Origin of the sequence: Neopararhizobium haloflavum (genome assembly GCF_002750855.1) — a bacterium.
GTDB classification, from domain to species: Bacteria; Pseudomonadota; Alphaproteobacteria; order Rhizobiales; family Rhizobiaceae; genus Georhizobium; species Georhizobium haloflavum.
Map to the genome: position 1 here is coordinate 205,571 of NZ_NWUC01000007.1, position 23,066 is coordinate 228,636.

At 62.3% G+C, this 23,066-nt stretch carries 20 protein-coding genes; 8 read left to right on the forward strand and 12 right to left on the reverse strand.

The features are described from left to right. The first annotated feature begins 2 nt into the window (after positions 1 to 2). The 6 genes from thiP to CN673_RS15985 all read left to right on the forward strand — a co-directional run bounded on the left by thiP (position 3) and on the right by CN673_RS15985 (position 6,690). Complete coding sequence (gene thiP, locus CN673_RS15960; RefSeq protein WP_099867367.1) at positions 3 to 1,625, forward strand: thiamine/thiamine pyrophosphate ABC transporter permease; 1,623 nt, start codon at positions 3 to 5, stop codon at positions 1,623 to 1,625. Beyond that, entirely contained in the window at positions 1,625 to 2,353 is a 729-nt protein-coding gene (thiQ, locus tag CN673_RS15965; protein WP_099867484.1) for a thiamine ABC transporter ATP-binding protein, read from the forward strand. Before thiP ends, thiQ begins: the two co-directional genes overlap by 1 nt. Before the next feature lie 191 nt (positions 2,354 to 2,544). After that, positions 2,545 to 4,026, forward strand: a complete 1,482-nt coding sequence (locus CN673_RS15970) for a M48 family metalloprotease (protein ID WP_099867485.1) — start codon at positions 2,545 to 2,547, stop codon at positions 4,024 to 4,026. 246 nt (positions 4,027 to 4,272) lie between these two features. Further along, the gene (gene fdxA / locus CN673_RS15975) at positions 4,273 to 4,611 is read left to right on the forward strand and encodes a ferredoxin FdxA (protein WP_099867368.1); all 339 of its coding nucleotides are present in this window, start codon (positions 4,273 to 4,275) and stop codon (positions 4,609 to 4,611) included. Between the two features lie 407 nt (positions 4,612 to 5,018). Further along, entirely contained in the window at positions 5,019 to 5,603 is a 585-nt protein-coding gene (locus CN673_RS15980; RefSeq protein WP_099867369.1) for a CarD family transcriptional regulator, read from the forward strand. Between the two features lie 205 nt (positions 5,604 to 5,808). Further along, entirely contained in the window at positions 5,809 to 6,690 is an 882-nt protein-coding gene (locus CN673_RS15985; RefSeq protein WP_099867370.1) for an RNA polymerase factor sigma-32, read from the forward strand. A 3-nt stretch (positions 6,691 to 6,693) separates the two neighbouring features. Here the strand turns inward: CN673_RS15985 and CN673_RS15990 are convergent, their stop codons facing one another. From CN673_RS15990 to CN673_RS16020, 7 genes are read right to left on the reverse strand one after another with little or no spacing between them, the layout of a single operon-like run. Next, a complete protein-coding gene (locus CN673_RS15990; protein WP_099867371.1) occupies positions 6,694 to 7,923 on the reverse strand; it encodes a phenylacetate--CoA ligase family protein in 1,230 nt (409 codons plus the stop codon). 29 nt (positions 7,924 to 7,952) lie between these two features. Continuing rightward, positions 7,953 to 8,744, reverse strand: a complete 792-nt coding sequence (locus CN673_RS15995; RefSeq protein WP_099867372.1) for an ABC transporter ATP-binding protein — start codon at positions 8,742 to 8,744, stop codon at positions 7,953 to 7,955. Positions 8,745 to 8,748: 4 nt separating this feature from the next. Further along, positions 8,749 to 9,999, reverse strand: coding sequence for an ABC transporter substrate-binding protein (locus CN673_RS16000; RefSeq protein ID WP_099867373.1), 1,251 nt, complete (start codon positions 9,997 to 9,999; stop codon positions 8,749 to 8,751). 39 nt (positions 10,000 to 10,038) lie between these two features. After that, on the reverse strand, positions 10,039 to 11,112 hold the full coding sequence (locus CN673_RS16005) for a branched-chain amino acid ABC transporter permease (protein ID WP_099867374.1): 1,074 nt from the start codon (positions 11,110 to 11,112) through the stop codon (positions 10,039 to 10,041). Positions 11,113 to 11,117: 5 nt separating this feature from the next. Further along, the gene (locus tag CN673_RS16010) at positions 11,118 to 11,996 is read right to left on the reverse strand and encodes a branched-chain amino acid ABC transporter permease (protein WP_099867375.1); all 879 of its coding nucleotides are present in this window, start codon (positions 11,994 to 11,996) and stop codon (positions 11,118 to 11,120) included. Between the two features lie 4 nt (positions 11,997 to 12,000). Further along, positions 12,001 to 13,971 (reverse strand): AMP-dependent synthetase/ligase, encoded by a 1,971-nt coding sequence (locus tag CN673_RS16015; protein WP_099867376.1) that lies wholly within the window; start codon positions 13,969 to 13,971, stop codon positions 12,001 to 12,003. Then, the gene (locus tag CN673_RS16020; protein ID WP_099867377.1) at positions 13,961 to 14,761 is read right to left on the reverse strand and encodes an ABC transporter ATP-binding protein; all 801 of its coding nucleotides are present in this window, start codon (positions 14,759 to 14,761) and stop codon (positions 13,961 to 13,963) included. Before CN673_RS16020 ends, CN673_RS16015 begins: the two co-directional genes overlap by 11 nt. Before the next feature lie 178 nt (positions 14,762 to 14,939). On the opposite strand from CN673_RS16020, the gene CN673_RS16025 reads away from it, so the two are divergent. Continuing rightward, positions 14,940 to 15,836: a LysR family transcriptional regulator gene (locus CN673_RS16025; RefSeq protein WP_099867378.1), complete on the forward strand. Its 897-nt coding sequence runs from the start codon at positions 14,940 to 14,942 to the stop codon at positions 15,834 to 15,836. 16 nt (positions 15,837 to 15,852) lie between these two features. On the opposite strand, the gene CN673_RS16030 is transcribed toward CN673_RS16025, so the two are convergent. From CN673_RS16030 to gcl, 3 genes are all read right to left on the reverse strand, one after another. Further along, complete coding sequence (locus CN673_RS16030) at positions 15,853 to 16,737, reverse strand: 2-hydroxy-3-oxopropionate reductase (RefSeq protein WP_099867379.1); 885 nt, start codon at positions 16,735 to 16,737, stop codon at positions 15,853 to 15,855. A 98-nt stretch (positions 16,738 to 16,835) separates the two neighbouring features. Next, entirely contained in the window at positions 16,836 to 17,633 is a 798-nt protein-coding gene (hyi, locus tag CN673_RS16035) for a hydroxypyruvate isomerase (RefSeq protein ID WP_099867380.1), read from the reverse strand. A gap of 35 nt (positions 17,634 to 17,668) precedes the next feature. Continuing rightward, a complete protein-coding gene (gene gcl, locus CN673_RS16040) occupies positions 17,669 to 19,447 on the reverse strand; it encodes a glyoxylate carboligase (protein ID WP_099867381.1) in 1,779 nt (592 codons plus the stop codon). A 156-nt stretch (positions 19,448 to 19,603) separates the two neighbouring features. Here gcl and CN673_RS16045 point away from each other — a divergent pair, with 156 nt between their 5' ends. Further along, a complete protein-coding gene (locus CN673_RS16045; RefSeq protein ID WP_099867382.1) occupies positions 19,604 to 20,425 on the forward strand; it encodes an IclR family transcriptional regulator in 822 nt (273 codons plus the stop codon). Here CN673_RS16045 and guaD read toward each other — a convergent pair. Further along, positions 20,369 to 21,724, reverse strand: a complete 1,356-nt coding sequence (gene guaD, locus CN673_RS16050; RefSeq protein WP_099867383.1) for a guanine deaminase — start codon at positions 21,722 to 21,724, stop codon at positions 20,369 to 20,371. The two genes, CN673_RS16045 and guaD, sit on opposite strands and share 57 nt — an antisense overlap. Beyond that, positions 21,721 to 22,983: a urate hydroxylase PuuD gene (locus tag CN673_RS16055; RefSeq protein ID WP_099867384.1), complete on the reverse strand. Its 1,263-nt coding sequence runs from the start codon at positions 22,981 to 22,983 to the stop codon at positions 21,721 to 21,723. Before CN673_RS16055 ends, guaD begins: the two co-directional genes overlap by 4 nt. Positions 22,984 to 23,066 lie beyond the last annotated feature (83 nt).

Sequence of the window (23,066 nt, forward strand, 5' to 3'; positions counted from 1 at the left end):
GCTTGCTGGCCACCTCTGAACGGCGCGGCGCCATTGCCGCCGGCGCTGGCGCCCTCGTCTTCATCGGGCTGGTCGTCCTTGTCGCCGTCTGGGGTCTGCTGCGCACCTCGATGGGCATGACGGCCGATGGCGGGGGTTTTGACGCCTATATCTGGCGCATCACGCGGTTCACGCTGGTCCAGGCCCTGCTGTCCACCGCCCTTTCGATCGGCTTTGCCCTGCCGGTCGCGCGCGCACTGGCAAGAAGGCCCCATTTTTTGGGGCGCAACTGGCTTCTTCGGCTGTTCGCCGTGCCGCTCGGCCTGCCGGCGATCGTAGCCGCCCTCGGCCTCATCGGGATCTGGGGCAGGCAGGGCTTTGTCAACGACGCACTCGGCTCTGCCGGCCTCGACGCCCCGATCTCGATCTACGGCCTGCCGGGCATATTGCTGGCCCATGTATTCTTCAACATGCCGCTGGCAGCGCGGCTCATCCTCGCCGAACTCGAACGCACGCCCGCCGAGTATTGGCGAACCGCCGCGCAGCTTGGCCTGCCTTCCGGTCGGGTCTTTCGCATCATCGAGTGGCCGGCGATCGTGCGCGTCCTGCCCGGCGTTGCGGGACTCGTCTTCATGCTGTGCGCCACCAGCTTCACGCTTGTGCTGCTGCTTGGCGGTGGGCCGGGCGCGACGACCATAGAGGTTGCGATCTACCAGTCGCTGCGTTTCGATTTCGATCCGGGGCGCGCCGTGCTCCTGGCGCTGCTCCAGATCGGCCTGACGGCGACCATTCTGCTTGCACTTTCCATCCTGCCGCGCGCCGAGGAAGGGCCGACCGCCGGAGCCATCGTCAGGCGCTTCGATGCCTCTGGTCGGGTCGGCACGGCGGTCGATACCCTGTTTATCGGGTTCGGCGCAGCGTTCGTCGTCTCGCCACTCGTGGCCGTCGCCATTTCGGGACTCGCCGCCGATCTTGGCCGCCTTGCGGGCGAATCCTCCGTTCGCGATGCCGCGCTGACCAGCCTTTCGGTCGCCTTCATGGCCGCTTCATTGTCTCTTTGCCTCGCCACCGCCGCCATCTACGCGCGCCACGCCGCCGATCGACGGAATGGCTCGCGCTGGCACAACGCTTTCCGCACCACGCTCGGCGCAACCACATCTCTCATTCTTCTCGTGCCGCCGGTCGTGCTCGGTGCCGGCTGGTTCGTCTTCCTGCGTGGCAAGGTCGATGTTTTCGCCGCCGCTCCGGTCGTCGTGGTCGGGATCAATGCGCTGATGGCCCTGCCCTTCGTCATGCGGGTGCTCGAACCGGCGCACAGAAGCCATGCCATGCGGACCGACCATCTCAGCGCGCAGCTCGGCCTCACCGGTCTCAACCGGCTTCGGCGCATCGACGTGCCAGCCCTCATTCGTCCAGTATCGATGGCCGCCGCCTTCGCGATGGCTTTGTCGCTGGGTGATCTCGGTGCGGTCGCGCTTTTTGGCAATCAGGACTTCGTCACGCTGCCCTATCTGCTGCTGCAGCGCATGGGGAGCTATCGCACCGACGACGCCGCGGGCCTGGCCTTGCTGATCGGGGTGGTATGCCTCTTGCTGATGATGCTCGGGACGCGCTCCATGCCATCGGGCGGCAGCGGAACAGTATGATGACAACACCAGCGCTCAGCCTTGAGAACGTGCGCTTTGCCTATGGGCCCGACGGTGCTCCCATGATGTTCGACACCGCCATTCCGGCGGGGAGCCTCTCCGCCGTGATGGGACCGTCGGGTTCAGGAAAGTCGACGTTCTTTGCCCTCATCGCCGGATTCGAGCAGCCACAGGCCGGCCGGATCCACATCAACGGTGAGGACGTGACGACGAGCGCGCCGTCAGAGCGACCGATCTCCTATGTTTTCCAGGAGAACAACCTGTTTTCCCATCTCGACGTCATGACCAATGTCGGCCTTGGTATTGATCCGAGGCGGCGCCTGTCTGGCGACGATCGCGGTCGCGTCTCGCAAGCGCTGGAGCGTGTAGGGCTCTCGGGCTTCGAGATGCGCCTGCCGGCCTCTCTCTCCGGCGGCGAACGCCAGCGCGTCGCACTTGCGCGCGCGCTGGTGCGCAAGCGCCCCATGCTGCTCCTTGATGAACCCTTCGCCGCACTTGGCCCGCGCCTGCGCGACGACATGCTGGCCCTGGTGAAGGCGTTGCATGAGGAGGCCGGATTGACGACGCTGATGATAACGCATCAGCCCTCCGACGCCCGCGCCATCGCCGATCGCGTAGTCTTCATCGACCGCGGATCGATCGCTGCGAACGCGCCAACGGACAATCTGTTCGACGGAACCGATCTGCCGGCCTGGAACGACTATCTCGGCTTGAATCCGACACGCTGACCGGCGCCGGCAAAAATGTCACACTTTGGTGGCATCCGCCGCGGGAGAGCGGCAAAAGCCCCTCCCACGCCGATCGGCGCTATTTCAACACCGCGAGGGCTGTTGTAAAGCTCGCACCCATGGCACTCAGCTACGGAATCGGACCGCTGCAACGGGTTTGGAGAAATCGTTCGGCGCGGCACAGCGCCGCGATGACGGCGCGCGGCCGGAACGTCTTGCGCCCGCGTCTGCTGGCGATCCTGATGCTCGCTTCGGCAACAGCCGGCTGCCAGACGTCGCTGTCGGAAACCGACACCGTCCTGTTGACGCCGTCGCAAAGCCCGCAGACGGTCGAGCAATTGTCGCGCGACGATCCCCGCGCCCAACTCGGTGCGCGCGAGCATCCGCGCATCGTTGCGAGCTATGGCGGCGAATACAAGGATCAGCGCACCGAACTCCTGCTCGCCCGGATCGTCGGCAAGCTGACGGAGGTTTCCGAAAATCCGCAACAGACCTATCGGGTGACCGTTCTCAACTCACCCGCCATCAATGCCTTCGCTCTTCCTGGCGGATATCTCTACATCACGCGTGGCCTGCTGGCTCTCGCCAACGATTCGGCCGAAATCGCCGCCGTGATCTCGCATGAGATGGCGCACGTCACGGCCAATCACGGCATAGAGCGCCAGCGTCGTGAGGAAGCCGAAGAGATCGCCAGCCGGGTGGTCTCCGAGGTGCTTTCTGGCGATCTGGCCGGCCGCCAGGCCCTGGCGCGCGGACAAATGCGCCTTGCCGCCTTTTCGCGCAATCAGGAGCTCCAGGCCGATGTCATCGGCATCCGCATGCTCGGCGAGGCCGGATACGATCCCTATGCCGCAGCGCGGTTCCTGGAATCCATGGCGGCCTTCAGCCGGTATCGCACTGCCGAGCCGGATGACGATCCGCAGATGGACTTCCTTGCCAGCCATCCGAACGCACCCCAGCGCATCGAACTGGCCCGTCGTCATGCCCGCGCGTTCGGCCCGGAAGGCGTGGGAGACAGGGATCGCGACCGGTATCTCGACGGGATCTCCGGATTGCTGTTCGGCGACAGCCCGGATGAAGGCTACGTCCGCGGCCGCACATTCCTGCATCCGCGCCTGAAGATCCGCTTCGATGTGCCGGAGGGATTCGAAATCGACAATACCGCTGAAGCCGTTCTGGCAACCGGCCCGCGCGATGTCGCGATCCGCTTCGACGGTGTCGAGGCCGAGCGCGGCGTTGGTCTTCAGGATTACATCCGCAGTGGCTGGGTCACAGGTCTCGATGAGAGTTCGATAACGACCCTGGACGTGAACGGCCTGGAGGCAGTGAGCGCACGCGCGGCCGCCGATCGGTGGGAATTCGACGTGACCGTCGTTCGGCTCGACAACCAGATCTATCGCTTCCTGACCGCCGCTCCCCGCGGCAGTAACGACCTGCAACCGACTGCGGCAGTACTTCGGCGCGGATTCCGCGAACTCTCGGCAGGCGAAGCGGTCGCTCTCCAGCCGTTGCGGGTGAATGTCGAGCGCGCCGGCCCAGGCGACACCGTTGCATCTCTCTCGCGGCGCATGGAAGGCACCGATCGCCCGGAAGCGCTTTTCCGCACGCTGAACGGCCTGGGCTCTGCTGCGGGGCTTGCGCCCGGAACACGCGTCAAGCTGATCGTCGACTGAGGCTGCCGTCTCGAAATCGCCTTGCCCGCTCGGCCCTCGTGGTGGCATGATTTTGCGCCGGTACGGGTACGGCGAGAAGGCTTTCTCGAATGTGCCTCAGCGCCTTGCCCCGCCCTTGCCAAGCTGCGGCAAAGCCGGTAGCTGAACGCTACCCTGCATCGCCCCGTGAGGGTGGTGGCCGGTGCATTCGATCGGTCCGGACCATATTTCAAGCCATCGGTCCGGCGCACACTGCCTGGAGTTCCCATGACATACTTGGTTACCGACAACTGCATTCGCTGCAAGTACATGGATTGCGTGGAAGTCTGCCCCGTGGATTGCTTCTACGAAGGCGAGAACATGCTGGTCATCCATCCCGACGAATGCATCGACTGCGGTGTCTGTGAGCCGGAATGCCCGGCCGAAGCCATCAAGCCCGATACCGAACCGGGTCTCGACAAATGGCTGCAGGTCAACACCGAGTATGCCGAGAAGTGGCCAAACATCACGGTCAAGCGGGACGCGCCAGGCGACGCTGAAAAGTACGACGGCGAAGAAGGCAAGTTCGAAAAATACTTCTCCGAGGCGCCAGGCGAAGGGGACTGAGACAGTCTGTCGCAGCCCATCCGACGGTCGCGCTGCCGCACCGCGATACACGTTCATTTTGAAGGGCATGCCGAATCGGGCGTGCGCCGGCGCTGTGGACGTCGCAACGGCAAATAATTGATTTCGGAAGTTTTTTGTGTTATCTATGCAGAATTGTCGATGTCACGACGACACGCGACCGCGATAGCACCACGAAAGATTTAATCCTCTGATCGATCTACACTTCACGATGGCAAATCCCAGTTTGCCGCAAGTGCTTTGTTCGATGATTCTGTTCGCGTTCCCGTCTGGTACGTCGTCCAGCGCGGCGAGGCAAGGTGCCTTCTCCGCTTTTCGCCCGGGAGTACCCGGGTCACATGCCCGCCCCGGCGCGATCCGGGGAGTGTAACAGGGAGTTCCAAGAACGAATGACAACCCAACAAAAGAAATCGTCGCAGCGCCAGGGCTTCAAGACCGGTGAATCGATCGTCTACCCCGCCCACGGCGTGGGAACGATCGTTGCCATCGAGGAGCAGGAAGTTGCCGGCCACAAGCTTGAACTCTTCGTCATCGATTTCGACAAGGACAAGATGCGCCTCAAAGTCCCTGTGACCAAGGCCATGAGCATCGGCATGCGCAAGCTCGCCGAGACCGACTTCGTCGAACGCGCCCTCAAGGTCGTCCAGGGCCGCGCCCGCGTGAAGCGCACGATGTGGTCGCGCCGCGCGCAGGAATACGATGCCAAGATCAACTCCGGCGACTTGATCTCGATTTCCGAAGTCGTTCGTGATCTTTATCGTGCCGAGAACCAGCCCGAACAGTCCTATTCCGAGCGCCAGCTGTATGAAGCAGCTCTGGACCGCATGGCCCGCGAAATCGGAGCGGTCAACAAGATGTCGGAAACCGAAGCGGTTCGCCTGATCGAGACCAATCTCAACAAGGGCCCCAAGCGTGGCAAATCCGTCGAGGATGAAGACGCGCAGGATGACGCGGCTCAGGACGAAGCTGCCTGAGGCGTCTCAGACAGCCATGGAACCAGATGAAAAACCCGGCCAAGTGCCGGGTTTTTTCGTAATGGCTCAGTTGTACTTTGGGACTATGCTGCTTCGGCAATAATCCCGCGTTGTCTTGTCCGCGACGATCGTCGTTTTAGGCTCATCTGATCTGCAACCTTTCTCCTTACGTATCGTTGTCCATCAGCCGCCGATGGAGGTAGGGATGATTGAAGACCGAGCGCGCAGGCAACTCGTCAAGGCAGCCATGGCGGCGCCTTATCTCGAACGACAGCAAGAGCACGAACTGGCGCGTCGCTGGAAGGATGATCGCGACCAGGAGGCACTTCACACAATCACGATGGCGCATATGCGCCTGGTGATTGCGATGGCGGCGAAGTTTCGTCACTTCGGACTGCCGATGAGCGACCTCATCCAGGAAGGCCATGTCGGGTTGCTTGAAGCTGCAGCCCGTTTCGAGCCTGATCGTGAGGTGCGGTTTTCCACCTACGCTACGTGGTGGATACGTGCTTCGATCCAGGATTACATCCTGCGCAACTGGTCGATCGTGCGAGGCGGCACAAGCTCCGCGCAAAAGGCACTCTTCTTCAATTTGCGCCGTCTTCGGGCACGACTGGCACAGGGCAATGAAATTTTGACGGACAGCGCCATCCATGCCGAGATCGCCACGGCGCTCGGCGTACAGGTCAAGGATGTCGCAGTCATGGACGCACGCCTTTCCGGTGCCGACACGTCGCTGAACGCGCCTGTCGGAGACGGCGACAACGGCAGTTCTGACCGGATGGATTTTCTGCGTTGTGAGGCGCCGCTTCCGGACGAGCAGGTCAGTCGCATGATTGACGACGAGCGACGGTCGGCCTGGCTGCGCACCGCGCTCGACCAATTGAACCCGCGCGAGCTGCGCATAATCCGCGAGCGTCGACTTGCAGAGGACGGCGCGACGCTCGAGTCGCTTGGCTCTGCGCTCGGCATCTCCAAGGAACGCGTTCGACAAATCGAAAACCGCGCACTGGAGAAGCTGCGTTCGGCTCTGGCGACTGATCGGCAGCCCGGCGCAACGAAGAACGAAGTTTGCGTATCGGCTTGAAGGTCAGTCGTACCGACGCTCATCGGCAATGACCTTGCCGTCGTTCGGCAGGCTGCCGATAGGAACAATCTCAACCTCGCCCTTCAGCCGCGTCACTGTCGTCAGCGTCTCAGAAAGAGCGGCCCCGATGGTGGGGTCGCCGTGCTCGACGCGCAGCACCATCACGTCCTGCTCGCCTTCGCGGCGAACGACCAGCCTCAGCCGCCCCGCCCCATCGACGCTCTGCGCGACAGCCGCGATCTGTTCCGGCCGGACGAACATGCCTTTGACCTTGGTCGTCTGATCGGCGCGGCCGAGCCATCCCTTTATCCGCCGATTGGTCCGTCTGTCCGACGGGTCATCACTGTCCACGAAACAGGAAAGGTCGCCCGTGGCGAACCGAAAGAGCGGATAGTCGCGGTTAAGGCGCGTGACCAGTACCTCGCCCACCTCACCCGCCGCCACAGGCTGCCCCGTTCCCGCACGCACGATCTCCAGTATGACGTCTTCGTTCACGACCATGCCCGCCGCCCCGGTCTCATAGGCGACGATGCCGAGGTCCGCCGTCCCGTAACATTGCCGCACGATCACCCCGCGCCGCTCGAATTCGCCTGCGAGCGACGGTGGCAGCGCAGCTCCGGACACTAGGGCACGCCGGATCGAGGAGGCGTCGGCCTTCGACTCGGCCGCCTTGTCCAACAGGATCTTCAGAAAATCCGGTGTGCCGACATAGGCAGAGGGCCGAAACTGCTCGATCATCGCGATCTGATCGGCGGTGTTGCCAGGTCCCGCCGGAATGACGGCGGCGCCGAGCGCCTGCGCCCCGCTTTCGAACATCGCGCCCGCCGGTGTCAGATGATAGGAGAATGTGTTGAGGACGATGTCGCCGCCGCGCACACCCGCCGCATGAAGCGCGCGTGCCGCGCCCCACCAGTCGTCGCCCCGCCCTTCCGGTTCGAAAATCGGGCCCGGCGACATGAAGAGCCTTGCAAGATCGCCGACAGCAGATGCATTGAGACCCCCGAATGGCGGATGGGCCCTTTGTAACGCCGGCAATTCGGATTTGCGCATCGGCGGCAGACCGGCAAGCGCGTCCAGCGAGTCGATCGTAGCCGGATCGATATCAGCCAGGCGCTCGGCCCAGAACGGTTGGCTCGTCTTCGCCGCCTCGATCAGGGACCGCAGTCTGGCGATGTTCTGCGCGTCGCGAATACCGGGCGCTGCGCTGTCGCGTTCGTCATATAGGTCGGACATGGAAAACCTTCGTTCGTCGGTCGCCGCGCTCAGGCGAGCCAGCGCTTACGCCTGCGGTAGTGCTTGACCTCGTGGTAGTTCACCTTGCCGGCGCCGCCGAGGTAGAACTCCTGCACGTCCGGGTTCTGCCTTAGCACGTCGGCCGCGCCGCTCATGACGACATGACCATTCTCGATCAGATAGGCGTGCCGCACGATCTCCAGCGCGGCCGTCGCGTTCTGCTCGACAAGCAGCACGCTGACGCCTTCCTTCTCGTTGATCTCGCGGATGATCGCGAAAATCTCCTGGACCAAGATCGGAGAAAGGCCGAGGGACGGCTCGTCCAGCATGATCAGCCTCGGTTCGGTGATCAGTGCGCGACCGATGGCGAGCATCTGTTGCTCGCCGCCCGAGAGGTAGCCGGCCTTCGAGCGCATGCGCTCCTTCAGCCGCGGGAAGTAGGTGTAGACCCGCTCCTTGAGTTCTGCGAGGCGGGCCGCGCTGCCACCGCTCGCAAACGCTGCGGTCAGATTCTCGTCCGGGGTGAGATGCTCGAAAATGCGGCGACCCTCCAGGACGTGGACCAGCCCCATGCCAACCCGATCCGGAGCGCCGAGCGGCAGGATGTCACGGCCGTCAAAGCTCACCGTGCCACGCGTAACGACGCCACGCTCCGGTCCGAGCAATCCGCTGATCGTTTTCAGCGTCGTTGATTTGCCTGCGCCGTTGGCTCCGAGAAGGGCGACCATGTCGCCCTCCCCGACTTCGAGCGACACGCCCTTGATGGCAAGGAACACCTTGTCGTAGACGACTTCGACATTCGAAAGGGCGAGCGCGACCATGGCGTCAGTTGCCCTCCGCGAAGGCTTTCGCGCCAGCGTCGATCTCCATTTGAACGACGTCCTGATAGGCTGCGCCCCATTCGCCCACCGGCTCCCAGGCCTCTCCGTTCCACTGCGAAACGCGGCCGGCACCGCCGCCCTGGTGGTCGGCAGCCGTGATCGTGACCGGCGGCATGAGCCGCTCGGCGTTGAAGTCTTTGATCATCTCGAAGCCGGCCTTGAGCTTCGGCCCGGTCAGCGGCGCGCCTTCGGTTTCCAACGCAAGCCGCGCAGCCTCGACCGCGACCGCCATCGTGGCAACGCCGATGTTGTAGTAGGTCGTACCGACATTGTCGGCCTCGCCGGCGCCGAGATCGGCGTCGATCACCGTTTCCTGGATCCGTTCGAGGATCGGGTTATCGGTGCCCGTCGAGACTGCCTCAAAGCGCTTGACGCCCGTCATCACGTCGGCGCCGACATTTTCGACATCCGTTTCGGCGAGCCACACGACCGAATAGATCTGATCGGCGGGAATCCCGTTACGGATCGCCTCGCGCACCGAGACAGGCTGTCCACCGCCCGCGCCCCAGATCATGACGTGGTCAGGCCGGAAGCGACGCACCTCGGACCATACGGCCGACTGCTCGTTGCCGGGGCTTGGATAGGGAAAGGTTGAAAGTTCGAAGCCTTCCTTCTCGGCGAGGTCCTCCAGCACCGGCACTGGTTCGCGGCCGAACGGTGAATCGATATGCACGAGGGCAATCTTTTTGCCCTCCAGACCGCCTTCATTGTCCTTGATATACTGGGCAAGCACGGTCGCCTGCGACCAGTAGGTCGCCATCATCGGGAAGATATAGGGGAAGGTTTCCCCGGCTGAGGCATCCCCTCGTCCGTGGAGAGCGGTGATCATCACGATCTCATCGGAAAGGACACGATCAACGAGCGCGCGGGACACCGGAGTCGACAGAAAGTCAACGAGAATGGCCCCCTCCTCACGTGCACGGTTGTAGGCTTCGATGCCGCGCTGCGGTTCGTTGCCGGTGTCGCGCACGATGGCTTCGACCATATGGCCGTCGACGCCGCCTTCCTCGTTGATCAGCGTCAGATAATCCTGCTGGCCCTGATTGTACTCGCCGCTGACGAAGGTGTAGACGGCGGTGAAATCCTGAAGCAGGCCGAACTTGATCGGCTCGTTGTCTTGCGCATGGGCCACCCCACTGAAAGCCACTCCGGCCAGAAGGCCGACGGCGAGCAATCCCCTTTTGAACTTTCTCATGCCAATTCCTCCATTCATGGTTTCTCCTCCGAACGCACGTCAGCTTCTGGAATGGCGGAACGGCCAGACCAGGAAATATTTGCGGGTATTGTCATAGATCTTCGCCAGCCCCAGCGGCTCGAGAAGCAGGAATCCGATGATCAGCGCGCCGTAGATCATCAGGGGAACATGGGCCAGGAGGTTCGACGAAATCGCCAACCAGCCAGAGGCCGCCAGACCAGCGACGAAATTCGTCAGCACGATGGGGATCAAGAGGACGAAGGCCGCTCCGAGGAACCCACCGATGACGCTGCCGAGCCCGCCGACCAGCACCATGGCGACGAGTTGGATCGACACGTTGAAGCTGAACTGCTCCGGCGTCACGGCGCGGTAGAAGCAGAATGCCAGCATTGCCCCCGTCACACCGCCCATGAAGGACGAGGTGAAGAACGCCATGAGCTTGTAGCGAAAAGGATCGACGCCGATCACGGCAGCGGCGAAATCCTTGTCCCGGATCGCCGTCAACGCCCGGCCGAAACTGGTGCGTTTGACGTTCATCAGGAAAACCGCGAGCAGCGCGGCCCAGCCAAGCGCGAGATAATATCGCGAGGTGAGGCTTTCGATGGGGAACAGGAGAAACGACACTTCCGGAGTACGAAGCGTGGCCTGGGCACCGCCGGAGATCGCCGGCACGTTGATGATCACCCAGTCGACGAGATACTGCATCGCCAGCGTAGCGATGACGAGATAGAGCCCTTTGACCCGCAACGCCGCGGCACCGAACACCGTGCCGATGACGGCTGACATCGCACCCGCGCCGATGAGGGCCAGTTCGAACGGTATGCCGAGACGCGCCAGATGGATCGACGTATAGGCACCGATCGCCATGACGGAGGCGAAACCGAAATGCAGCTGACCGGCCATGCCCATGAGCAACGTCAGCGACAGTGCTGCCGAACTCCAGATCAACCAGGGAAGCATGTAGCTGCCGAGATAAAGCGTCGACAGGAAGAATGGCGCGACGAGCGCAATCAACCCCGCGACGATCACCTGCTTGCGATCGGCGGGGATCGGCCAGAGGGCCCGAGCCGTCTCGTAGCGCGTATGATGAACGCCAGCCAGTCTGTAGAACATCGCCGTCAGATCCTCTCGATGTCTTCGCGGCCGAAGATGCCGTAGGGGCGGATCATCATCGTCAAAAGGATGATCAGGGAGGTGACGACGTCGCGCGTGCCGCCACCGACGATGGAATCGAGGTATCCAGGTATGACGCTGCCGAGGATACCGACAAGCAGCCCCCCTACCAGGACGCCCCAGATGGAATCGATACCCCCGAGGATCACCACCGCGACGGCAGGGAACAGCAAGGTCGAGAGTGTCCAGTCCACCCCTTGAACCGAACCCCACAGAGTGCCGGCGGCGACCGCGGCGATACCGGCAAGACCCCACGAGATACCGATCGCACGCTCCACCGAAATACCGACCGCCCAGCTGGAGACATGATCGTCGGAAACCGCACGAAGCTTCGTGCCGAGACGGGTGCGGAAGAACAACAATGAGGCGCCGATCAGCAGAACGGCAACCGTTCCGCCCACGAGGTAGGCGCGATTGATGAAGATGTCGCCGATGATGATCGGCGCCAGTCCGATGCCGAGATCCAGCGATTTGGGTGCTGCACCGAGCATGCCGGGCCCGAACCCGCGCAGGAAGATTTCCAGCCCCAGCGTCAGCATGACGATCATGATGATCGGCTGTCCGACCATGCGTCTCAGCAGGATGCGCTCGGTGAGAAGCCCGAATCCGAACATCACCACCGCCCCCAGCACGATGGCGAGGTAGACTGGTATCCCGAACGAGGCGATCAGCCAGACCACATAGCCGGCCAGCATGACGATGGCGCCCTGCGCCAGGTTCGGAACGCCAGCCGATTTGTAGATCAGGACGAAGCCGAGCGCGGCCAACGAATACATCAGACCGGTCAGCGCGCCGTTGATCACGAGTTCAAGAAAATAGGCCATGGTCTCACGCCTTCCCGTCGGCGACGTCGCGAATGGCCAGCCGGCGCTTCAAGACGCCGGTCTGTCCGGTCTCATAGGTTATGCGGGCCTCGAATTCGATCTCGTCATCGCGTGAGTAGAGAGCATCGATGATTGCGCCGTAGCGATCGTCGATGACGTCGCGCTTGAGCTTGCGCGTGCGCGTCACCTCGCCATCGTCGGGGTCGAACTCCTTGTGAAGGTCGACGAAGCGGCGGATCGCGATCCCTTCAGGCAATTGCGCGTTGAGCTTGGCGACAAGCCCTTCGATCAGATCGTAGACCGCCTTGTTTTGCGACAGATCGGCGTAGGACGTGTAGGCGACACCATTCTCCTGCGCCCACTGTCCGACCGCATCGATATCGATGCAGACGATTGCCGCCAGATGCGGCCGGTCTTTCCCAACCACGCAGACATCCTTGACGAACTGGCTGAATTTCAGCCGGTTTTCGACATAGGTGGGGATATAGCGGGTGCCATCTTTTGTATGGACGACCTCGGAAACACGGCCGAGCACGACGATTTCGCCATTGCCGTCGAGATAGCCCGCATCACCCGTGTGCAGCCAGCCGTCCCGCAGCGCCTCGGCCGTGGCCTGCGGATTGTCGTGATAGCCGTCGAAGACGTTGTCTCCCCGCACCAGGATCTCACCGTTCTCGTCGATCTTTACTTCGACGCCCGGAAAAGCGCGACCGACTGTCGAAAGCGATATGTCGTCAGGCGCCTGCGCGACGGCCAGCGCGCAATTCTCCGTCTGGCCGTAGAACTGGCGCAGATTGAGCCCAAGCGCCCGGAAGAACAGGAAGATATCCTCGCCGATCGCCTCCCCGGCCGTATACGGTCGCTCGACCCGCGCAAGCCCGAGCTGATCTCGGATCGGCCCGTAGATCAGAATATCGCCGACGCGATGCCGCAAGCGCTCGCCGAGGCTTGGCTTGTGGCCGGCAAGCCGCGCACGTTCCAGCTCGACCGCAAACGGCATGAAACGCTCGTAAAGCCACCGCTTGAAACGGGTCGATTCGGCCACGCCCACCTGAATTCGCGTCAACATGCTGGACCAGGCCCGCGGCGAGGAAAAGTAGAGCGTCGGTGCGATCTCGCGCAGATCGTGAAGCGCCGTTTCCTGCCCTTCAGGGATATTGACTGTGAACCGGAGTTCCAGCGCCGCCCCAACCGAGAATATGAAGTCGCCGACCCAGGCGATCGGCAGATAGGCCATGTGGACTTCGCCATTGCGGAAATATCCCGCGGCCGCAGCGTTTCGCACACCGGACAGGATATGCCCGTGTTTGAGCGGGATACCCTTCGGCACCCCGGTCGTCCCTGACGAATGGAGCAGGATCGCGGTGTCGTGAATGCTGGCGCGCGAGATCAGATCGGCCGCAAGATCCGGTTCGGTGTCGATCCGCGCCTTGCCCTCGGCGACGATCGCGTCGAAGGCGACAACCCCTTCGGGCTCCTTGCCTGCCAGTCCGCGGGAATCGTCGTAGATGATCAATTCGAGCCCGGCATAGTCCTCTTTGAGGTCGAGCAGCTTGTCGACCTGCTCCTGATCCTCGGCGACAGCAACACGGACGGCCTCGCGCTTCAACTGCCCCAGCAGTTCCTCGGGCGGCGTGTCGGGATATGCCGGCGAAGGAATGGCCTTGAGACAGATCGCGCCGAGCATGGCGAAATAGAGGTTGGGTCGGTTGTCGCCGATGACCGTGACGATGTCGTCCGCGCCGATACCCCGTGCGTCGAGGCCGGCGGCGAATGCAACGACCGTATCGTGATAGGTCTTCCAGTCGTATTCCTGCCAGATCCCGTGGTCGCGCTCGCGCATTGCCACTTCGCTGCCGTGCTCGCGGGCATTCTTCGCCAACACCGCAATCAGATGGTCTTCACGCTTCCAGTTGGGATGCAGCGTCTCGGCTGATTGCGCCGCGGCGCCTGCCCGTTTCGTCTCAAGCTGCATCGCGCTGCTTCCCGATATAGGCTTCGACGACCTGCGGATCGGCGATCGCTTCGCGCGGCGGTCCCTCGGCGATCATCGACCCGTTATTGAGCACCAGGATGCGGTCGCAGATCGCGGTCACGACATCCATGTGGTGCTCGATGATAAGGACCGTCAGACCGAGCGCTTCCTGGGCGTCCAGGATGAAGCGCACCATGTACTCCTTCTCTTCCTGGTTCATCCCGGCCATGGGCTCGTCGAGAACGAGCAGCCGAGGCTCCGCCGAAAGCGCCCGCGCCAGTTCCACCCGCTTCTGCAGGCCGAGCGGGATGACGTCGACATGCTCGTCGCGCACGCTTTCCAACTGAAGAAGGTCGATCACCGCCTCGACCTTCTTGCGATGGGCGATCTCTTCCTTCTTCGCCCACCACCAGTAGAACAGCGAGGCGAGCGGGTTCGGCTTCATGTAGATGTGCCGCCCCATCAGGATGTTGTCGAGAACACTCATGCCCTTGAACAGCGCGACGTTCTGGAACGTCCGGGCAATGCCGGTCTCAGCGATGCGATAGGGCTTTAGGCCATTGATCTGACGGCCTTCGAAGAGGATCTTGCCTTCCTGGGGCGGATAGAACCCGGTGATCGCGTTGACCAGCGTCGTCTTGCCGGAACCGTTGGGGCCGACCAGTCCGAAGACCTCGCCTTTCGCGACCGAAATGTTCACATGCTTGAGCGCGTGCAGGCCGCCGAACCAGCGGCTGACATTGTCGCAAACGAGAACCGGCGAACGGTCGCCGTTTGTCGGCGCGCCCATCACAGCCGCAAGCCAGCGATTTTCAGACGGATTGCATCCTTGGCGTTCATCGCTTGCCTCCTCCCAAAAGCCAGCCGTCCAAGCCGCCTCCACACGGATATTGGACGAGTGGAGGCTAGCAGCAGGGTGGCGTTCTGATAATATGGAAAAACTCGGATGAATTGTTCGAAAGTTTCGAATGCACCCAAATCTGGTCGATCATCTCGCGACGTTTGTCGCCGTTGCCGAAACGGGCGGATTCTCGGCTGCCGCGCGCCAGTTGAACCGCGCCGTATCGTCGATCAGCTATTCCATGAGCCAGCTGGAAGCCTATTGCGGCTTTCCTCTTCTGGAACGTGGCCCACGTCAGTCGGAGCTCACGCCACGGGGACGCGCACTTTTCGCAGAGGCCAAATCGGTGGTCGAGGATGCACGCCGGTTCAAATCGCATGCCGCCTCGTTGGAACGCGGACAGGAAACGCGCATCCGTATCGCCGTCGACGTGCTATTCCCCTCGATGCCGCTTCACCGCGCCTTGCAGCGCTTTGCCGAACGGCACGAACGGGTTCGCCTGCAACTGTTCACAAGTTCGCTCAACAGCCTTTGGGACGATCTGCGAACCGGCGGGTTCGATCTGAGCGTTGCCCTCATGACGGCGATCCCGCTTGGCATGGAGGCGCGCTCGTTTCATCAGGTCGTGCTCAACCCGGTCGCTGCCGTCACCCATCCACTCGCCGCCAAACCCCAACCATTGTCGGTCAGCGATTTCCAGGGTCATCGTCAGATTTACTACATCGGCTCGCACAGCCTCGACATGGAGCGTACCGGACGGCTGTTCAGCTCCGATGTCTGGACGTCGAACGATCTGGAGCATATCCGGCTGCTGATCCGCCACGGGATCGGCTGGTGCTTTTCGACCGATGGCTTCTTCAGGGAAGAGGTCGCTACCGGTCTCGTCAGGAAACTTCGCTGCGTCGATGCGCAATTGCATCCGTCGCGAACCGTCGGCGCGGTCTGGCCCGGTGATCGTCGCCCTGGGCCTCTTGGCCGCGAACTTATCGAACTGATCGCCGACGAGATCACCGGCCAAGCCTGATCGGCGAACCGGCGTCTCATGCCACGGGATGGTTGGCCATCCGCTCCAGCGCCGTCACCAGCGCCGAATGGTCGAGATCGCTGTCGCCGTTGGCCGCGCAGGCAGAGAACAGAGACTGTGTTGCCGCCGTATTGGGGAGAGCGACGCCGAGTTGGCGGGCGCCCTGCAGCGCCAGGTTTAGATCCTTCTGGTGCAACGAGATGCGGAAACCGGGATCGAAGGTCCGGTTGATCATCCGCTCACCATGGACCTCGAGGATCTTGGATGACGCGAAGCCGCCCATCAATGCTTCGCGCACCCGGCCGGGGTCGGCACCCGCCTTCGATGCGAAGACAAGGGCCTCCGACACCGCCTCGATCGTGAGGCCGACGATGATCTGGTTGGCGACCTTGGTCACCTGTCCGTCACCGACATCACCGACGAGCGTGACGTTCTTGCCCATCAGCTCGAACATCGGGCGAACTCGCTCGAAGGATGCCTCGTTGCCGCCGACCATGATCGTCAGCGTTGCGTTCCTGGCACCGACCTCGCCGCCGGACACGGGAGCATCGAGATAGTCGCAGCCCGCCGCGCGCACCTTTTCGGCGAACTGGCGCGTTTCGATCGGCGCGATAGAGCTCATGTCGACGACCAGCTTGCCGGGGGAAAGTCCCTCGACCAATCCGCCTTCACCGAACAGAACGGCTTCCACATCGGGCGTGTCAGGAAGCATGAGGAAGATGATGTCGGCAGCTTCGGCGACAGCCTTTGGGTTGTCGAGCACCTTCAGCCCGCCATCCGTCAGCGCCTTCGCCGGCTGGTTGATGAAGCGATTTGTATAGAGGTAATGCCCTGCCTTTTGCAGGTGCAACGCCATGGGCGTGCCCATGATGCCAAGACCGATGAAGCCCGTATGTGCCATTGAGCCTGTCTCCTTGATTGACGAGGATGCTCGTCGGGCGGCAGGTTGTCCGCCGACGCAAGCAAAGAAATGCATGAAATGCCGATCTGGATGGTCGTTCAGCCGACGCGGCGTGCAGCCATCTTCAGTTGTGGCAGCCAGCCAAGGCCGTCTTCCGTCACGCCCCGCGGCTTGTATTCGCAGCCGATGACGCCGTCATAGCCGGCTTCGTCCAGCGCCGAGAAGACGTGGTCGAAATTGATCTCTCCCGTACCGGGTTCGTTTCGACCCGGATTGTCGGCAAGTTGTATGTGACCGATCCGCTCAGCGTTCATCCGATAGGTGCCGAGAAGTTCGCCGCGCGTGCGCTGCTGGTGATAGAGATCGTACTGGACGGCGATGTTGCTGCTGCCGGTTTCCTCGATCAGCGCAACCGCATCCTCCACCGTATCGAGGAAGAAGCCGGGGATGTCGCGGCGGTTCACCGGCTCGATCAAAAGCCGGATGCCTTCTTCGCCGAGCGCCTCGGCCGCAAAGCGCAGATTGTCGAGAAATGTCTTTCGCAGGGTCTGATGCGAAATATCCTCTGGCTGGACACCGGCGAGACAGTTCAACTGTCCGACGCCAAGCGCCATCGCGTAACCGATCGCTTCACGCACGCCACGGCGGAATTCCTCCATACGGTCGGGCAGAATTGCGATGCCACGCTCGCCACCCTCCCAGTCGCCCGCCGGCAGGTTGTGCAGGACCATGGTAAGCCCATGCTTGCGCAACTGCGCAGCGATCGCCTCGGGAGTTTCGGCATAGGGGAACTGACATTCGACGAGATCGAACCCGGCGTGCGCCGCCCGTCCAAATCGTTCCAGGAACGGCACTTCGGTGAAGAGCATGGAAAGGTTTGCCGCGAATTTCGGCATGGTCGGTCCTCCGTTTCTCATGTTTGCGCGCACGCTCAGTGCGTGGCAAGCGCCGTCGGCGCATCGGCAGGCGTTTCCGCCAATGCCTCGAACTCGTTGATCGCGTCGATGTCGGCGCCCATCGCGATGTTGGTCACCCTTTCCAGGATGAATTCGACCACGACCGGCACCTGGTGCTCTGCCATCAGGTCGCGCGCCGTTTCAAAAGCGGCGCGGCACTCCTCCGGCTTCTTCACCCGGATCGCCTTGCAGCCAAGCGCCTGGGCGACCGCAACGTGGTCCACGCCATACCCGGCCTCGGCATCAGCGGTTGCGTTGACGTTGTCGAAAGCCAGGCTGACCTCGAAATCCATGTTGAGTCCGCGCTGCGCCTGACGGATCAGGCCAAGATAGGCATTGTTCACGACGACATGGATGTAAGGCAGCTTGTGCTGCGCTCCGACGGCAAGCTCCTCGACCATGAACTGGAAATCATAATCGCCCGAAAGCGCGACGATGGTGCGCTTCGGATCGGCGGCGCGCACACCGAGCGCTGCCGGCAACGTCCAGCCGAGCGGTCCGGCCTGCCCGCAGTTGATCCAGTTGCGCGGGCGATAGACATGCAGAAATTGTGCGCCCGCGATCTGGCTGTTTCCGATCGTCGTGACGTAGCAGGTGTCGCGGCCGAAGGCCCTGTTCATCTCCTCATAGACACGCTGCGGCTTCATCGGGCTCGCATCGAAGTTGGTCCGGCGGAGCATGGTCCGCTTGCGCTCGCCGCATGCGTCGGCCCAACCGGACCAATCCCTCAACTTGCCAGCCGCGCGCCATTCTGTGGCGACATCGAGAAAGAGCTTGAGCGCAGCACCGGCATCCGAGACGATACCGTAATCAGGCGCAAAGACCCGGCCGATCTGTGTCGGCTCGATGTCGACGTGGACGAACTTTCGGCCCTTGCAATAGGTCTCGACATTGCCCGTATGCCGGTTCGCCCAGCGATTGCCGATTCCAAGCACGAAATCGGACGCCAACAGCGAAGCATTGCCATAGCGGTGCGACGTCTGGAGGCCGCACATGCCGGCCATCAACGGATGGTCGTCGGGGATGGTGCCCCAGCCCATCAGCGTCGGGACGACCGGAACGCCGGCGATTTCGGCGAACTCCGTCAGAAGATCTGACGCGTCGGCGTTGATGATGCCGCCGCCGGCGACGATCAGGGGCCGCTCTGCCGCGTTCAGCATGGCAAGCGCCTTTTCGACCTGCGAGCGCGTCGCTTCCGGCCGGTACGGCTTCAACGGCTCATATGTGTCGATGTCGAACTCGATTTCGGCCAATTGCACATCGAGTGGCAGGTCGACGAGAACCGGACCCGGCCGACCCGACCGCATGACGTGAAATGCTTTCTGGAAGACATATGGAACCAGTGCCGGCTCCATGACAGTGACCGCCCATTTGGTCACCGGCTTGGCGATCGACGTGATGTCGACAGCCTGGAAATCCTCCTTGTCGAGCTTGGCCCGCGGCGCCTGGCCCGTGATGCAAAGGATCGGGATGGAATCTGCCGAGGCAGAATAGAGCCCCGTGATCATGTCGGTCCCGGCCGGGCCGGAGGTGCCGATGCAAACGCCGATGTTGCCGTGCCCGGCGCGCGTATACCCCTCTGCCATGTGGGAGGCGCCTTCGACATGGCGCGCCAGGATATGACGAACCGACCCCCGCGCCTTCAGCGCGGAATAGAATGGGTTGATCGCAGCTCCGGGAACGCCGAAGGCATTCGAGATGCCCTCCCGCTCCAGAACCAGAACCGCTGCATCGACAGCGCGCATCTTTGCCATGGTTTTTCCTCCTGTCGCAATGATGGAACGTTAGCGCATGATCAGCGATTGGGAAATCCATAATGGAAGTGCATTCCACGATACGGAAAACAATCTCTTTCAACGAATTGACGGGTAATGGCTTGCCACGCGCCACCGCTGCGATAAGAACCGGCCATGACGGATGAAGAAGACAGAACCGAAGGCCATGGCCGCCGCAAATCGGGGGTGCAGCAAAGTTCCGTGCAGGTTCTCGACCGGTCGCTGGCGCTGCTTGGACGCATCGCGGAGCGGGACGGCTCCACCCTGTCCGGCCTTGCAGCACAGACCGGCATGGCGCCGTCCACCGTCCATCGGCTGCTCACATCGCTTGCCGAGCACCGCATGGTGACGAGTGATGCGGAGACGGGTGTCTGGACCGTAGGTGTCAAGGCGTTCGAGATCGGGAACGCCTTCCGGCGAGGCCGCAAACTGGAGATCGTCGCACGCCCGTTCTTGAAGGCGCTATCGGAAGAAACGGGCGAGACCGCCAATATCGGGATCGAGGATGAGGGCGAGATCGTCTTCGTGGCGCAGGTGGAAAGCCACGCACCGATCCGGGCCTTTTTCCGTCCCGGACGACGCGGTCCAATCCATGCGTCGGGCATCGGCAAGGCGATCTTGTCCACCTGGGCGGACGCAGCGGTTGCACGTAGAATGTCGGGCCGATTGACTGTCTTCACAGAAAAGACACATGGCGGTACGTCCTCTCTGCTCAGCGATCTTCAGAGCATCCGTTCGCGTGGGTACGCCATCGATGACGAGGAGCACACGGCCGGCATGCGCTGCATCGCCGCGCCAGTCTATGAAGAGCACGGCGAGACGCTGGCGGGATTGTCGGTATCCGGCCCGACGGTCAGGCTCTGCGACGCACGGATCGAAGAACTCGGACAGCTGGTACGCTCAAGCGCTGACGCGTTGACGGCCGCGCTCGGCGGCCGCCGGCCCGAGGATTTTTGAGCCGAGCATCGATTTCATGGCGCGCCCGGCAACATAGACCTCGTCGACTGCGCGATCGTCGCCCATCGTCTGCAGGACGAAAAGCTCTTCGGCGAGCGTCGTCGCCGTCTCCATCCTGAGCCGCATGGCCGGCGTCGCACCCGCATCGAGCACCGCGAAATCGGCATCGCCGCCTGGCACGATGCGTCCGATCGCATTGTCCAGCGACAGCGCCCGCGCATTGCCGAGGGTGATCTGATAGAAGCTTTCCAAGGGATTGATCCTGGCGCCCTGAAGCTGCGCGACCTTATAGGCCTCGTCCATCGTCCTCAGCATCGAATAGCTCGTCCCGCCGCCAATGTCGGTGGCGACTGCAACGCGCACATCCGCCTGGTGCATCCGTGACCAGTCGAACAGACCCGAACCGAGGAACAGGTTGGAAGTCGGGCAAAACACGGCAACCGAGCCGCTATCCGCCATCGCGCCGACTTCACGATCGGAAAGATGGATCGAATGACCGAAGAGGCTCTTGCGACCCAACAGCCCGTAGCGCTCATAGACGTCGAGATAGTCACGCGCCCAGCCATGGAGATCCTTGGCGAAAGCGATCTCGTCCCGGTTCTCTGAAAGATGCGTCTGGATATGGCAGTCCGGGTGCTCGCGGGCCAGTACGCCAGCCGCTTCCATTTGCTCCGGTGTCGAGGTGATGGCAAAGCGCGGTGTGATCGCATAGCGCGCCCGGCCTCGACCATGCCAGCTGTCGATCAGTGATTTCGTGTCGTCATAGGACGACTGGGCCGTGTCGAGCAGAGGCGCTGGCGCATTGCGGTCCATCATCACCTTGCCGCCGATCACCAGCATCCCTCGCCGCTCGGCTTCTGAGAAGAAGGCATCAGCGGATTGGCGGTGAACCGAGCAATAGGCGACCGCGCTCGTCGTGCCATTGCGCACGAGTTCATCGAAGAACGCCGTCGCGATCCGGGCGGCGTGGTCATCGTCGCCAAATTTCTGCTCCTCGACGAAGGTGTACTTGTTCAACCAATCGAGCAGCTGCGCGCCATAGGAGCCGACGACCTGCATCTGCGGAAAATGGAGATGCGTGTCGATGAAGCCGGGTACGATCAGATGCGGCCGGTGGTCGACGACGTCCGCCGCCCGTGCACCAAGCCGCAACTCTTCGAACGTGCCGACCGCCTTGATCTTGCCGCCGATGACATGGATCGCACCATCTTCGAGATAGCGATATGCCGCATCGTCCTCGACGCCAGCTGGCCGCTCATTGAAGGTGAGTACCCGGCCGCGGATCAGAATCTCGCTCATCGCCGCGCCTCCACTGCGCTCTCGTACCAGGTGTTGATCGCCTGCCGCTCCGCTTCGGTCATCTGCGAGACATTGCCGGGCGGCATGGCGTGGCTGCGGCCGGACTGAAGGTAGATCTCACGCGCATGCGCGGCGATCTCGGCCTCAGTTTCAAGCGTGACACCCTTCGGAGCCCACAGAATCCCTTCATAGCCTGGCGTCTGCGAATGGCACATCGTGCAGCGAGTCGTCACTGCATCCCGCGCACTCTCGAAATGCGCATCAGTGACGAAACGCTGAAATGGGGGAGCGACCTCTTGCGTGACGGCGTCTTCGCTTGCCTGCGCTTCGCCGGTTGATGGCACGATCTGCTGCGGCGCGGTGGAAAGCCACATGATCGCGATCAGCATCACCGCTGTCGCGGGCCACGTCCAGGTCGGGTTGCCCTTGCGGGCATGGCGCGTGTTGAACCAGTGCCGGATGGTCACTCCCATCAGGAAGACCAGCGAGGCGATCACCCAGTTGTACTGCGTGCCGAAAGCCAGCGGATAGTGGTTCGACAACATCAGGAATAGGACGGGCAGCGTCAGATAGTTGTTGTGTGTCGAACGCTGCTTGGCCTGCAGTCCAAGCTTGGGATCGGGTGTGCGCCCTGCGACAAGATCGGCGACCACCTTTTTCTGGTTCGGAATGATGATCATGAAGACGTTCGCCGACATGATCGTCGCCGTGAAGGCGCCGAGATGCAGGAACGCCGCGCGGCCGGTGAACAGCTGAGTATAGCCCCATGCCATCGCAACCAAAAGGGCGTAGAGCGTCACCATCAAGAGCGTGTCATCGCGGCCGAGCGGGGACTTGCACAACAGATCATAGAGCGCCCACCCGAGCGCCAGCGACAGAAGCGAGATGAGAATGGCCACGGGTGCGGTCACGTCCAGCACATTGCGGTCGATCAGATAGAGATCAGCGCCCGCATAGTAGACGATGGCGAGCAGGGCGAAGCCCGAGAGCCATGTGGCGTAGCTTTCCCACTTGAACCAGGTCAGATGCTCCGGCATCCGATCAGGCGCCACGAGGTATTTCTGGATATGGTAGAAGCCGCCGCCATGGACCTGCCACTCCTCGCCATGAGCACCATCAGGCAAATCCGCATGCTTCCTCAGCCCGAGATCGAGGGCGATGAAGTAGAACGACGACCCGATCCACGCGATTGCGGTGATGACATGAAGCCAGCGGGCGGCAAAGGCGAGCCACTCCCAGGCGATGGCGAATTCGTACATGACGGACCTCCCGACGCTTTCATCGAGAAGTGACAGACCCAGCGGCAGCGGAGAAGTACGGAGAGCACGCCATCACTTTCAAA